This window comes from Nocardia noduli (assembly GCF_019038455.1).
Lineage (GTDB): Bacteria > Actinomycetota > Actinomycetes > Mycobacteriales > Mycobacteriaceae > Nocardia > Nocardia noduli.
In genome coordinates, this window is record NZ_JAFMPL010000011.1 from 61,692 (window position 1) to 74,302 (window position 12,611).

General features: G+C 68.0%; 12 protein-coding genes. 5 read left to right on the plus strand and 7 right to left on the minus strand.

Annotation, left to right across the window (positions count from 1 at the left end):
* Positions 1 to 93: 93 nt before the first annotated feature.
* Together JZ792_RS09500 and JZ792_RS09505 are read right to left on the minus strand one after the other, a co-directional pair.
* Complete coding sequence (locus JZ792_RS09500; protein WP_216908980.1) at positions 94 to 684, minus strand: DUF1003 domain-containing protein; 591 nt, start codon at positions 682 to 684, stop codon at positions 94 to 96.
* Entirely contained in the window at positions 677 to 1,963 is a 1,287-nt protein-coding gene (locus tag JZ792_RS09505; protein ID WP_216908997.1) for a magnesium transporter MgtE N-terminal domain-containing protein, read from the minus strand. The genes JZ792_RS09500 and JZ792_RS09505 overlap by 8 nt, the downstream gene beginning before the upstream one ends.
* 107 nt (positions 1,964 to 2,070) lie before the next feature.
* Here JZ792_RS09505 and JZ792_RS09510 point away from each other — a divergent pair, with 107 nt between their 5' ends.
* Positions 2,071 to 2,562, plus strand: coding sequence for a YflT domain-containing protein (locus JZ792_RS09510; RefSeq protein ID WP_109528482.1), 492 nt, complete (start codon positions 2,071 to 2,073; stop codon positions 2,560 to 2,562).
* 3 nt (positions 2,563 to 2,565) lie between these two features.
* Entirely contained in the window at positions 2,566 to 3,147 is a 582-nt protein-coding gene (locus JZ792_RS09515) for a suppressor of fused domain protein (protein WP_216908999.1), read from the plus strand.
* Between the two features lie 13 nt (positions 3,148 to 3,160).
* On the opposite strand, the gene JZ792_RS09520 is transcribed toward JZ792_RS09515, so the two are convergent.
* Positions 3,161 to 4,252 carry a magnesium and cobalt transport protein CorA gene (locus JZ792_RS09520; protein ID WP_308165224.1) on the minus strand — a complete coding sequence of 364 codons (1,092 nt, stop codon included), beginning with the start codon at positions 4,250 to 4,252 and terminating at the stop codon, positions 3,161 to 3,163.
* Positions 4,253 to 4,357: 105 nt separating this feature from the next.
* Between JZ792_RS09520 and JZ792_RS09525 the strand changes: the two genes are divergently transcribed.
* From JZ792_RS09525 to JZ792_RS09535, 3 genes are all read left to right on the plus strand, one after another.
* Positions 4,358 to 5,212: a PHP domain-containing protein gene (locus JZ792_RS09525; RefSeq protein WP_216909001.1), complete on the plus strand. Its 855-nt coding sequence runs from the start codon at positions 4,358 to 4,360 to the stop codon at positions 5,210 to 5,212.
* Positions 5,213 to 5,526: 314 nt separating this feature from the next.
* Positions 5,527 to 7,338 carry an FAD-binding protein gene (locus JZ792_RS09530; protein ID WP_438804313.1) on the plus strand — a complete coding sequence of 604 codons (1,812 nt, stop codon included), beginning with the start codon at positions 5,527 to 5,529 and terminating at the stop codon, positions 7,336 to 7,338.
* A gap of 502 nt (positions 7,339 to 7,840) precedes the next feature.
* A complete protein-coding gene (locus JZ792_RS09535) occupies positions 7,841 to 9,061 on the plus strand; it encodes an NAD(P)-dependent malic enzyme (protein WP_438804314.1) in 1,221 nt (406 codons plus the stop codon).
* A 78-nt stretch (positions 9,062 to 9,139) separates the two neighbouring features.
* On the opposite strand, the gene JZ792_RS09540 is transcribed toward JZ792_RS09535, so the two are convergent.
* From JZ792_RS09540 to JZ792_RS09555, 4 genes are read right to left on the minus strand one after another with little or no spacing between them, the layout of a single operon-like run.
* Positions 9,140 to 9,853 carry an ABC transporter permease gene (locus tag JZ792_RS09540; protein WP_216909005.1) on the minus strand — a complete coding sequence of 238 codons (714 nt, stop codon included), beginning with the start codon at positions 9,851 to 9,853 and terminating at the stop codon, positions 9,140 to 9,142.
* Positions 9,850 to 10,512, minus strand: coding sequence for an ABC transporter permease (locus JZ792_RS09545; RefSeq protein ID WP_216909007.1), 663 nt, complete (start codon positions 10,510 to 10,512; stop codon positions 9,850 to 9,852). Before JZ792_RS09545 ends, JZ792_RS09540 begins: the two co-directional genes overlap by 4 nt.
* A 19-nt stretch (positions 10,513 to 10,531) precedes the next feature.
* A complete protein-coding gene (locus tag JZ792_RS09550; RefSeq protein ID WP_216909009.1) occupies positions 10,532 to 11,677 on the minus strand; it encodes an ABC transporter ATP-binding protein in 1,146 nt (381 codons plus the stop codon).
* Between the two features lie 42 nt (positions 11,678 to 11,719).
* Positions 11,720 to 12,604 carry an ABC transporter substrate-binding protein gene (locus JZ792_RS09555; RefSeq protein ID WP_216909121.1) on the minus strand — a complete coding sequence of 295 codons (885 nt, stop codon included), beginning with the start codon at positions 12,602 to 12,604 and terminating at the stop codon, positions 11,720 to 11,722.
* Positions 12,605 to 12,611 lie beyond the last annotated feature (7 nt).

Genomic DNA, 12,611 nt, shown 5'->3' on the forward strand with positions numbered 1-12,611 from the left:
GAGAGCGGCTGTCCGGGACATTTCGCATCCGACCCGCTCGGGACAACGTTCTCCAGGTTACCCATGGGTCAAGTGGTTGTTGAGCATTTCCGGTCATGGATCGGTTGGCTGCGGCGGAATCGGGTCACCTCCCTGCTTCTGACCGGAGGTTTTCTTGCGACGCGCCTTCGATGTCTTGTTGATATCGTGCGCACGATCCGGTGACGCCGCGGCATCGATTCGGTCGAGCACCTCTTTCATCTCCTCGAGTTCGCGGCGCAGATAGTCGCGTGTCGCCACTTCGCCGACCGCGATCCGCAGCGCCGCGAGTTCGCGAGCGAGGAATTCGGTATCCGCCTTGGTCTGGGTCGCCCTGGACCTGTCCTCTTCGAGTGCGACCCGGTCCCGGTTGTCCTGGCGATTCTGGGCCAGCAGGATCAGCGGGGCGGCGTAGGCGGCCTGGGTGGAGAAGGCCAGATTGAGCAGGATGAACGGATAGGGATCCCAGCGCAGCGCCACCACGAAGATGTTGATCAGGATCCAGACGATGACGACAACGGTCTGCATCGCCAGATAGCGTCCGGTGCCGAGGAATCGGGCCACCCGCTCACTGCTGCGGGCCAGCGCCTCGGCATCCCAGTCGATCCGGAAGCGGGTTTCCAGCGGTGTCTCCAGCCGCAGCCTCGCCGGGCTCTTCTCACTCATGCCCTGGCACCCCTTCGTGTGATTCCTCCTGCTCGCGCCAGTCCTCCGGCAGCAGGTGATCGAGTACGTCGTCCACGGTGACGGCGCCGAGCAGATGACTCTCCGCGTCGACCACCGGGCCGCACACCAGGTTGTAGGTGGCGAAATAGCGGGTCACCGCCGACAGCGGCACCTCGACGCGCAACGGTGACAGATCGCTGTCGAGTATTCCGCCGACCAGGTGCGCCGGTGGTTCGCGCAGCAACTGCTGGAGGTGGACACAGCCCAGATAGCGTCCGGTCGGCGTCGCGGTCGGTGGGCGGACCACGAAGACCATCGACGCCAGCGCCGGGGTCAGATCGGGATTGCGGACCCGGGCCAGCGCTTCGGCGACCGTCGTCGACGGTGTCAGGATCACCGGCTTGGGGGTCATCAGACCGCCCGCGGTATCGGGCGAGTGTTGCAGCAGCCGCCGGACCGGTTCGGATTCCTCCGGATCCATCAGGGCGAGCAGCGATTCGCGTTCGCCGGTGGAGAGTTCGCCGAGCAGGTCGGCGGCGTCGTCGGGATCCATCGCCTCCAGGACATCGGCGGCCCTGCGCACCTCGAGGTGGCCGAGCAGGTCGATCTGGTCGTCGTCGGGCAATTCCTGGACGACGTCGGCGAGGCGTTCGTCGTCGAGTGCCTCGGCGACCTCGATCCGGCGCTTCTCCGGCAACTCGCGCAGCAGATGGGCGACGTCGGCGGCGCGCAGGCCCTCGAACTGTTCCAGCAGTGTCGTCACGTCCTGGCCCGGTCTGCCGATCTCGTACGGCGTCAGACCGGACACGCGTGACCAGTCGACGACGTGCACGGTCCGCCTGCGCCCGATGCGCCGGTGCCCGCGCACCGCGACCCGAGAGACCCGCCAATCCCGCGTCCTGGTCTGCTCGATCCCCAGATCCACCACGAACACGTCGATGTCGACCAGGTCGGGCAGGTCCGGATCGTCCACCCGGACGGCCGAATCCACGATCTGCGCGATGGCGAGCAGTTCACCCGGTCGCTGCGCGAAGCGGCGCAGGCTCACGGTTCCGGTGTTCAAGGTGACAACGCCGGGCTCGATCGCGGTCACCCGCAGCATGGGCACGAAAATCCGCCTGCGGCTCGGCAGTTCGACGACGAGGCCGTGCACCCGGGGCTGCTGGCGGTCGTAACGGATGGCCACGACGACATCGCGGATACGGCCGATGGACTCGCCGTCCGGTCCCAGCACCACCAGGCCGGCCAGCCTGGCGACGTAAACCCTGGTTGCTGCCATGGCTGTCAGGCTAGAGGTTCGCGGGCGAGCGCACCCGCCACGCCACGGACGACAAGAACACGCGTTTCACATCCCCGGAAATCCCGGCGTGATAGCAGAATGGTGATATGACGAATCCTCTAGGAGGCTCCAGCCGCGCCCGGCAGGGTCTCCCCACCCCACCGTCGGGTTGGCCGGTCGGCTCCTATCCGACCTACGCCGAGGCGCAGAAGGCTGTCGACTACCTGGCCGACAATCAATTCCCGGTGCAGGACGTGACGATCGTCGGCGTCGACCTGATGCAGGTCGAACGGGTGCTCTACCGGTTGACGTGGGGCAAGGTCATCGGCGGCGGCGTGGTGAGCGGCGCGTGGCTCGGCCTGTTCCTCGGTCTGTTGCTGAGCCTGTTCACCACCGGTGGCGCGTTCGGGCCGCTGCTGGTCGGTCTGGTCGGCGGCATCATCTTCGGCGTCATCACCACCTCGATCCCGTACGCGGCGACCAAGGGGCAGCGCGATTTCGCCTCGACCATGCAGTTGGTCGCGGGCCGTTACGACGTGCTGTGCGATCCGAAATCGGCCGAGCAGGCGCGCGACATGCTCGCCAGGCTGGCGATCTGACGGATGGAAGTAGTCGACAGGGTCCGCGCCGGAGTGCTCGACCACTACGGCGTCGCCGCCGCCGGGGTCGACTCGGCCTCGGTGACCTTCCTCGGGCTGGAGGCCATCGAGATCCTGCGCATCCACGACGGCGATCTGGTGCGTTTCGTCACTCTCGGCGGCTCACGTCATCCGATGGGTGATCCCGGTGACCTGCTGGCGGATCCGGTGCGTGGACCACGCGCCGAACTCGTCCTGTCCCTGCGTGCCGGAATCGGCGAGACCGCGGGACTCGTGCGCGCGCTCGGGGTCCTGGTCGCCACGCCCGCCGTGGAAGGCGTCGTACTGCAACCCGACGCGCTGCTGGATCTGGGTGAGCCGATGTGGACGGGTGCGAATTTCACCGCCGTCCTGCTCGGTGACAGCGATATCCCGGAGGTCGTGCTGCCCGAACCGGCCGACCCGGTCCGCTATCTCACGGTCACGCCGGTGACGGCGACCGAAGCGGCGTGGGTCCGGGTGCGCGGGGCGAGCGCACTGCGTGACGCCTGGGGCGAGGCCGGGATCGACGTGCACGATCCGGCGCGCGGGGCGGCCACCCTGTAGTCGCGCGGATCGCTCAGAGCCAGTGGTTGTGCCGGAACAGCACGAGCAGCACCGTGCATATGGAGGCGATGACGCCGATGACCAGCGGGTATCCATAGGTCCACCGAAGTTCCGGCATATGGTCGAAATTCATGCCGTAGATGCCCGCGAACATCGTCGGCACCGCCGCGATGGCGACATAGGCCGAGATCTTGCGCATATCGGTGTTCTGCTGGACGCCGATCTTGGCCAGCGCCGCGCTGATCAACGCGCTGAGCGAGCCGTCGAAATCGGTGATGTGCTCGGCCACGCTGGTGTGGTGGTCGGCGACATCGCGCATATAGCGCCTGATCTCCTTGGGCAGCGGGAGATCGGATTTGTGGCCGAGCAACTGGAGCGGAATCGCCAGCGGATTCACCGCGCGGCGCAATTCGACCACTTCGCGTTTGAGCTGATAGATCGATTCGATGGCGACCTGGCTGCGCGGGGTGAAGACCTCTTCCTCCATCGCGTCGATATCCAGTTCGACCGAGGCCGCGACATCGATGTAGTTGTCGACCACGTAGTCGGCGATGCCGTGCAGCACCGCGCCGGGGCCGTACATGAGCATGGTCGCGTCGGCCTCCAGGCGCTGCCGCACCGAGGCCAGCCCGGAATGCTCGCCGTGCCGGACCGTCACCACGAAATCGGCGGCGGCGAACACCATGATCTCGCCGGTCTCGACGATCTCGCTGACGCTGTGCAATTCGTGTTCGACATAGGCGACGGTGCGCATCACCAGTACCAGGGTGTCGTCGTAGCGCTCCAGTTTGGGCCGCTGATGCGCCCGGACCGCGTCCTCGACGGCGAGGGCGTGCAGACCGAATGTCTCGGCGATATCGCCCATCTGGGCGTCGTCGGGATCGTGCAGGCCGACCCAGACGAAACCGGCCCCGCGATTGCGCACTTCCGCCAGTGCGTCCCGGTGGGTGAATCGGCCGGGCAGCCGGTGTCCGTCGACGTAGACGCCGCAGTCGACGATGGCGCGCGCGGTCGGGACCGGGATGCGCGGCAGTTCCGAACGTGTCGCCGTGCGGGCCGCGCGCGTGGAAGCGCGGAACGACGGCATCGGCGGAATGGAGGGCACCCGCCGATGCTACGTCGGGATCGGCGACGGGCCTGCTCGAGACCGGGTCGCCTTGTCGGGGCCTGACCACAACCGTCGGAGATCGCGCACTGTATGACTGGAGACGTGCGCATCGACCTCCACACCCATTCGAACGCGTCCGACGGTACCGACACACCGGCCGAACTCGTGCGGAAAGCGGCGGCGGACGGCCTGGATGTCGTCGCCCTCACCGATCACGACACCACATCGGGGTGGGCCGAAGCGGCGGAGGCGCTACCCGACGGGTTGAGCCTGGTACGCGGCATGGAGATGTCGTGCGTGGGACTCGGCGAGGACGGCTGGCCGGTGCCGGTGCACCTGCTCGCCTATCTCTTCGACCCCGCCGACCGCGGTTTCGCCGAGGAGCGCGAGCGTTTGCGCGCCGAACGCGTCGACCGGTTGCGGGCGATGGCCGAACGGATGCGCGAGGACGGCCTGCCCATCGATCCGGACGCGGTGCTCGATTCCGCCGGTGCGTCGGCGGGGCGTCCGCATCTGGCCAGGGCGTTGGTCGAGGCCGGGGTGGTGCCCGACGTCGGCTCCGCGTTCACCCGGCTGCTCGCGCCGAGCGGCCCGTATTACGTCGACAAGGCCGATACTCCGTTGCGTCGCGCGGTGGAGATGATCGCGTCGGCGGGCGGGGTCAGTGTGCTCGCGCACACCAGGGCAAGGAAGCGCGGTCGGCTGCTCGCCGTCGACGACATCCGTGAACTGGCCGAGCTGGGACTGGGCGGACTGGAGGTCGACCACCCGGACCACGCGGCCCCCGATCGGGAGGCGCTCTCGGGTCTGGCCGCCGAACTCGGGTTGCTCACCACCGGGTCGTCGGATTACCACGGTGCGAACAAGACCATCCGCCTGGGCGAATTCACCACCGATCCGGCGCAGTTCGACGAGCTCGTCGGTAAGGCCACGGGTGTGCCGGTGATCGTCCGGTGAGAGTGGTTCGCTGGCTCAGCGGCGTGGTGGCCGCGGGAACCGTCGTTCTGGCCCTCGTCGTGATCGGATCCGCCTTCATCGCGAGCAGGCGCGATTTCCCCGGGCCGGGCGGGGAATCCATCGTGTGCCATGTGCTCGCGTCCGTGACGGCCGTTGTCGCTCAAGTTTTTTCGGATCGGCATCGGGGTTTCGCTGCCTTTACCGGTTCCGCGGTTGTTTTCGTGGTCACGGGAATATTGCTTTGGACACAATGGTGGGGCTAATAGTCGTGTAATAGTTGCGGCCGGATGAATAGTGGCCGAATATTTCTTCTTGTGGCTGATCTGGAAGCGGAAGTTCTGGTTCTCGGCGGTGGCCCCGCCGGTGCCTGGGCCGCTGTCTCGGCCGCCACCTCCGGCGCGCGGGTGATCCTTGTCGACAAGGCCCGTTGCGGATCCAGCGGTCCCACCGCCTTCGGCATGACCGCGCTCTGGAATATGCCGCCCGGCCCCGACCGTGACGACGCCGTCCGCCGCGCCTGCGCGCACGGCGGCGACCTGGGCGACCCCATGTGGATCGACATGGTCCTGGACGAGACATATCGTCGCATCGACGAATTGGCGCGTTGGGGCTACCGATTCCCCGGCACCGATCGCAACGCCCACCGCAAGTCCTCGCGGGTGTGCGTCGACGGTGCGAGCTATCTGCGCCGGATGCGCCGACGCCTGCGCGAGGCCGGCGTCCGAATTCTCGATCACCACCCGGCGCTGCAATTGCTCACCGACGCCGACGGTGTCGTCTCGGGCGCGACCGGCCTGCAACCGCACAACCGGTATCTGCCGTGGACCGTGCGCGCGGGCGCGGTCGTCGTCGCCACCGGCGGTTGCGCCTTCCTGTCCGGCGGACCCGGCACCGATGTCGACACCGGTGACGGACTGCTGCTCGCGGTGGAAGCGGGCGCCGAACTGTCCGGGATGGAGTTCTCCAGCGCCTACGGCCTGGCCCCGGCCCTGAGTCTGCCCACGGTCGCACGACATTCGAGTTCGGCGCCGGGACTGGCCGCGCATTTCCCCACGGTGTACGACGAATCCGGCGCCGACCTCGCCGACCTCGGAACCGACGCGTTCGCCGCGCTCGCCGCGGGCAGGCGCGTCTACGCCGCCGTCGAAGATCTGCCCGAAGTCGTGGGGATCTGGCTGTCGCGCCAAGGCGTGGTCGACCGGTCCCGGCGGATTCCGCTGCGGGCGGTACTGGAGGGCACCGTGCGCGGCACCGGCGGCCTGCACATCACCGGAACCGATTGCGCGACCACGGTTTCCGGCCTGTACGGAGCCGGTGACGTCACCACCAGGGAAGCCATCACCGGCGCGGTCAGCGGATTCGGCGGACAGGGCGGCGCGTGGGCGCTCGCCTCCGGCGTCTGGGCCGGTGCGAGCGCGGCCCGATTCGCCGTCGCCAGGGGGATACCCAGGGCCGCGAATCCGGTGCCCGGCGCGGGACTGCACGATCGGCCGCGCGTCGATCCGCGCGCGGTGGTCGGTCTGGTGCAGGAACACACCTTGCCGTTGCGACGCAGCTATTGGCGCAGCGCGGGCAGCCTGCGCGACAGCATCGGGGAACTGGACGGGATGTGGCCAGGCGCCGAATTCGATCTCGGCGGACGCGGTGCCGGTCGGCTGCGCGCCAGGCAGGCCGCCGCGCTGCTCGCGGTGGCGCGCTGGACCAAATACAGCGCGCTGGCCCGCACCGAGACCAGGGGTATGCATCGCCGCACCGACCACCCCGGCCCCGACGCCGATTGGCGGGTGCGGCTGATGTCCGGCGGTCTCGACGAGGTCTGGGTGCGTCCGGAGACCCGGCCGTGGAGTCGGGTCGGCGCAGGCGAACGGTCCACCGGCGCCGAGAGCCCCGACACGCGCGACGATTCGGACCAGCTCACCGCCGCCGACGTCCGCAGGATCGCGGGGCAGGAATCGGTGCTCGCCGTCTTGCCGCGCGAGCCCGTCGACGTCCAGGTCGCCGAACCGTCCGCCCGGCCGCTCGCCGGTCAGGAATCGGTCCTGGCCGCACATCCGCCCGCTCGGCCCGTCGCCGAGGAACCCGCCGACGGACACCGTGGCGGCGTGGCGGATCCGCTACCCCTGTGAGCGCGCCTCCGATATGGTCGACGCCCGCGCCGACCGGTCGGCTCACCGCGCCGGTCCGGGTGCGCTGCGTCTCCTCACAGACCCTGTTCGCCGGGGTGCGAGTTTCCCCTTACCTCGGGGTAATTCCCGGGCCCTACCCTCGGAATATGACGCGCGACCGGTATAGCACACACCGGTTTGGCAAGTCGTCGTCGAGGCTGGCAGAATATTGCGGATTCCCGCCCTTGCCACCGCCGGGTCAGGGAACGATGACGATCTTCTCCGCCGCGCACCGCGGCGCCCCGAGGATCGCACCGCATATCCGCCCGGAACACCCTCCGGCTCCGCTTCGCGGATCAGCGACGCACCGCGAATTCGATATCCTGCTGCAGGTTCCCTGCGCGCGATCGGAATGCGAAACTGATCGACCGGAGCACTCGATGAGCGGTTCGAATCATTTATCACCTCAGTACCCGGCGGTAACCGTCCCCCGGTTGAGCCCGACCCGAGCAGGAGTGAAATCGTGTCACCTGTGACTGACGCACCGAATGCCACCGCGGTGAACCGCACCGAAGATCCGGCCTCCCTTTCCTCGATCACGTCGGAAGAGATTTTCGCGGGCCACCTCGGCGGCAAACTCTCGGTCGAGCTGTCAGCTCCGCTGGAGACCCAGCGCGACCTCTCGATCGCCTACACCCCCGGCGTCGCGCAGGTCAGCCGGGCCATCGCCGAAGACGAGTCGATGGCCAAGCAGTACACCTGGACCGACCGCCTGGTCGTCGTCGTCAGCGACGGCACCGCGGTTCTCGGACTCGGCGACATCGGCCCGCGCGCCTCGCTTCCGGTCATGGAGGGCAAGGCCGCGCTGTTCAAGAAGTTCGCAGGCCTGAACTCGATCCCGATCGTGCTCGACACCAAGGATGTCGACGAGATCGTCGAGACGCTGATCCGCCTGCGCCCGAGCTTCGGCGCGGTGAACCTCGAGGACATCTCGGCTCCGCGTTGCTTCGAGATCGAGCGGCGCGTCATCGAGGCGCTCGACTGCCCCGTCATGCACGACGACCAGCACGGCACCGCCATCGTGGTGCTCGCCGCGCTCAACGGCGCGGCCAGGGTCCAGGGTCGCGCCATCGACGGACTCAAGGTCGTCGTCTCCGGTGCGGGCGCGGCGGGCGTCGCGTGCACCAACATCATGCTCGCCGCGGGCGTGAAGGACGTGACGGTCCTCGACTCGCGCGGCATCGTGAGCCGGGAGCGCACCGACCTCAACGAGGTCAAGTCCGAACTGGCCCAGCGCACCAACCCGCGCGGTCTCAACGGTGGCGCGGCCGAGGCCCTGGCAGGCGCGGACGTGTTCCTCGGTCTGTCCGCCGGTTTGATCGCCGAGGAGCTCATCGCCTCGATGGCCCCGGAGTCGATCGTCTTCGCGATGTCCAACCCGGATCCGGAGATCCACCCCGAGGTGGCGCGCAAGTACGCCGCGATCGTGGCCACCGGCCGCAGCGATTTCCCGAACCAGATCAACAACGTCCTCGCCTTCCCCGGTGTGTTCAAGGGCGCGCTCGACGCGGGCGCCCGCCGGATCACCGAGGGTATGAAGATCGCCGCCGCGGACGCCATCCTGAGCGTCGTCGCCGACGAGCTCGGCCCGGAAAAGATCGTCCCGAGCCCGCTCGACCCCCGTGTCGCGCCCGCCGTCGCCGAAGCGGTGGCGAACGCGGCTCGCGCCGAGGGCGTCGCGTAGGCGGTTCGAATCTCCACGGGAGCGTCCCGGTCCGAATTCGGACCGGGACGCTCCCGCTTCCGGTGCGGATCGGCCTCCCTACGAAGTGGGCCGGATCGAATTCGCCACTGTGATCGGCGCGAGTCCACGACGCAGACGACCGGTGCCCGGCGCGCTCACCCACACCGCGAGGGCCAGGATGCCGTCGAGCGCCATGGCCAGTACCGCGACGAGGATCGCGCCGACCAGCACGCGGTCGTAGCGGTACAGGCCGATACCGTCGAAGATGTAGCGCCCGAGACCGCCGAGGTCGACGTAGGCGGCGATGGTCGCGGTGGCGACCACCTGCAACGTCGCCCCACGCAGGCCGGTGAGCAGAATCGGCATGGCATTGGGGATCTCGACGCGGAACAGGATCTGGCGTTCGGTCATGCCGACCGCGCGCGAGGCGTCGACCACGTCGTCGGGCACATTCGCGATACCCGCGTAGGTGCCCGCGAGCAACGGCGGGATGCCGACGGTGACCAGGGCCAGCAGCGGCGGGATCAGGCCGAGCCCGAGCAGCAGCACCAGAAAGGTGAGCAGTCCGAGGGTCGGCAGCGCGCGCATCGAATTCGCGAAGCCGACGATCAGCGCCGCGCCCCGACCGGTATGCCCGATCACCAGTCCCAGCGGCACCGCCACCACGGCCGAGGCTGCGACCGCGAGAGCGCTGTACCAGAGATGTTGCGCGATCCTGGTTCCGATGCCCGCCGGACCGCCCCAGTTCGCGCCGTCGGTGAGATAGGTCCATGCGTCGAGAAACAGACTCATGTGCCGCCGCCCTTCGCGGTGCGTCCGCCCCCGCGCGTCCACGGCGTGGCGAGACGACCGAGGGCATAGACCGCGCGGTCGAAGATCAGCGCGAGCGCGAGCGTCACGATGATGCCCGCGACGATCTCGTCGGGATAGTCGCGCTGATAGCCCTGGGTGAACAGTTTGCCGAGCCCGCCGACCCCGATCAGCGCGCCCACCGACACCATCGCGATATTGCTGACCACGACGACCCGCATACTCGAGACGAAAACCGGCACGGCCAGCGGCATATCGACGGTGAGGGTGCGACGCAGCGGACCGTAGCCGATGGCGTCGGCGGCGTCGATGACATCGGCTGCCACCGAATCGAGGGCGGCCGGAACCGCGATCACCAGCAGCGCGGTCGAATACACCGACAGGGCGATGATCACCGTGAGCGGATCGATCGTCGAGATGCCGACCAGCGGCGGGATGATGACGAACAGGGCCAGCGACGGCACCGTGTAGGCCAGACTCGCCACGGTCACGGTGACCCGGCGCAGCCAACGCACTCGACGAACGGACGCGCCGACCGGAATCGCGATCACCGATCCGATCACCAACGGCACCAGCGCCAGATACACGTGGGTTCGGGTGAATCCCATGACGACGGAGAAATTGTCGATCAGATAGCGCATCGAACACCTCTGACCGTGCTCATCCGGCGCCGTCGGGGGAGAGGCCGTGGCGTTCGGCGTCCTCGACAGACCGCTGTTCGGCCAGTACTCGGACGACGTCGCTCGCCCGCACGCCACCCCGCACCGCGCCGGAATCATCCACCGCCACACCGATTCCCGACGGCGAGGAGATGGCCGCGTCCATCGCCTGGCGCAGATCCGCGCCGGGAGCGAACAACGAACCGCCCGCCGACATGCTCTCGGCGAGAGAGGTTCCGGCGCGCACCGACGCCGCACCGGCGATATCGACCCACCCGGACGGCCGGTCCGCCGCGTCGACCACCAGCACCCATTCGCCCGGTGCGGGCCGCAGGTCCGCCACCTCGTCGGCGCGTGCGGTCCGGATCTCGTGTACGGGAACGTGTGCGGCGGTTCGGAACGACAGGCCGCGATAGCCACGGTCGCGCCCGACGAATTCCGCGACGAAATCCGTTGCGGGCCGTGCGAGTACATGTCGCGGAGTGTCGTACTGCTGGAGGACGCCACCGCGACCGAAGACCGCGAGGCGATCGCCCAGGGTGATCGCCTCGTCGATATCGTGGGTGACGAACACGATCGTCTTGCGCAATTCGGCCTGTAGTCTTCGCATTTCGCCCTGGAGTTCCGCCCGCACCACCGGATCGACCGCGCTGAACGGCTCGTCCATCAGCAGGATCGGCGGATCGGCGGCCAATGCCCGCGCCACCCCGACCCGCTGCTGTTGCCCACCCGACAACTGCGCCGGATACCGCTGCGCCAGAGCGCGATCCAGCCCGACCCGGTCGAGCACCTCCAGCGCGGCGGCCCTCGCGGCCCTGCGTGAAGCACCGCGAAGAACGGGGACCGTCGCGACATTGTCGAGCACCGTGCGATGCGGCAGCAGCCCGCCGCTCTGGATCACATATCCGATCCCGCGGCGCAATGTCACCGGATCCACCGTCGAGATATCGACGCCGTCGACGGTGATCGCCCCCGAGGTCGGCGTGATCATCCTGTTGATCATCCGCATCGACGTGGTCTTGCCACAGCCGGAGGGACCGACGAACACGGTGAGCGAACCCGATTCGATATTCAGGTCGAGATCGCCGACGGCAAGGGTGCCGTCCGGATAGATCTTGCTGATACCGCGAAATTCGATATCGGACAAACGGTATCTCCTGGTAATCCTGTATTTCAGTGCTCGAGCCGACTAGCCGAGGGGCTTGTTCAGTCCCATGGCGTTCACCCACGCCACGGCCGCCGCTTTCGGTTCGGTCTTGCTCGTCCCCGAAACGGCTTCGTTCAACGCGAGCAGTTCCTGCGTCGTCAATTTCGCGGAGACGGCGTTCAGCGCGGCGAGCGCCCTATCGGATTTCTTCGCCGCGTTGAACAGCGGCACCACGTTCTGCGCGGGGAAATTGTTCTTCGGATCCTGGAGCACCACCAGGTTGTTCTGGGTGATGGCGGGCGAGGTGGTGAAGATATCGGCCGCGGTCACCTGTCCCTCGACCAGGGCTCGGACCGTCGCGGGACCGCCGCCGTCGGCGATCGGCACGAAATTGTTCGCGGCGATGTCGAGTCCGTAGTTCTTCTTCAATCCGGGCAGTCCGCCCGCGCGCTCCTGGAATTCCGCGGGAGCGCCGAATTTCACCTCGGCCGAATGGGGCGCGAGATCGGCGATGGTGCGCAGATTCCAGCGGTCGGCGGTGGCCTTGGTGACGACGACGGCGTCGGAATCCTGGGCCTGGGCCGGGGTGCCGATGACGAGATCGGAACCGAGGGCGGTGACCAGCGCGGCATCGACGTCGGCGGCGCTGGTCGCCGTCGCGTTCTTGTCCAGGTATTGCAGCAGGTTGCCGGTGTACTCCGGGATCACCGAGATCGCGCACTGGCGCAGCGCCGGGATGTAGGCCTCGCGGCTGCCGATATTCAGCCGGGTTTCGACGGTGAAACCGTTGACGCGCAGCACTTCCGCGTAGATCTCGGCGACGGTCTCCGATTCGGGGAAATTCGCCGACCCCACGACGACGGTGTCGCCCGAGCAATCGCCGTCGGCGGCCAGTGGATCGGAATCACCGCAGGCCGACAGGATCATGGCCGTC

What these genes read in the sequence shown, in the direction of transcription:
- JZ792_RS09500 (WP_216908980.1), bottom strand. Translation starts at nt 684, where the DNA reads ATGAGTGAGAAGAGCCCGGCGAGGCTGCGGCTGGAGACACCGCTGGAA.
- JZ792_RS09505 (WP_216908997.1), bottom strand. Translation starts at nt 1,963, where the DNA reads ATGGCAGCAACCAGGGTTTACGTCGCCAGGCTGGCCGGCCTGGTGGTG.
- JZ792_RS09510 (WP_109528482.1), top strand. Translation starts at nt 2,071, where the DNA reads ATGACGAATCCTCTAGGAGGCTCCAGCCGCGCCCGGCAGGGTCTCCCC.
- JZ792_RS09515 (WP_216908999.1), top strand. Translation starts at nt 2,566, where the DNA reads ATGGAAGTAGTCGACAGGGTCCGCGCCGGAGTGCTCGACCACTACGGC.
- JZ792_RS09540 (WP_216909005.1), bottom strand. Translation starts at nt 9,853, where the DNA reads ATGAGTCTGTTTCTCGACGCATGGACCTATCTCACCGACGGCGCGAAC.
- JZ792_RS09545 (WP_216909007.1), bottom strand. Translation starts at nt 10,512, where the DNA reads ATGCGCTATCTGATCGACAATTTCTCCGTCGTCATGGGATTCACCCGA.
- JZ792_RS09555 (WP_216909121.1), bottom strand. Translation starts at nt 12,604, where the DNA reads ATGATCCTGTCGGCCTGCGGTGATTCCGATCCACTGGCCGCCGACGGC.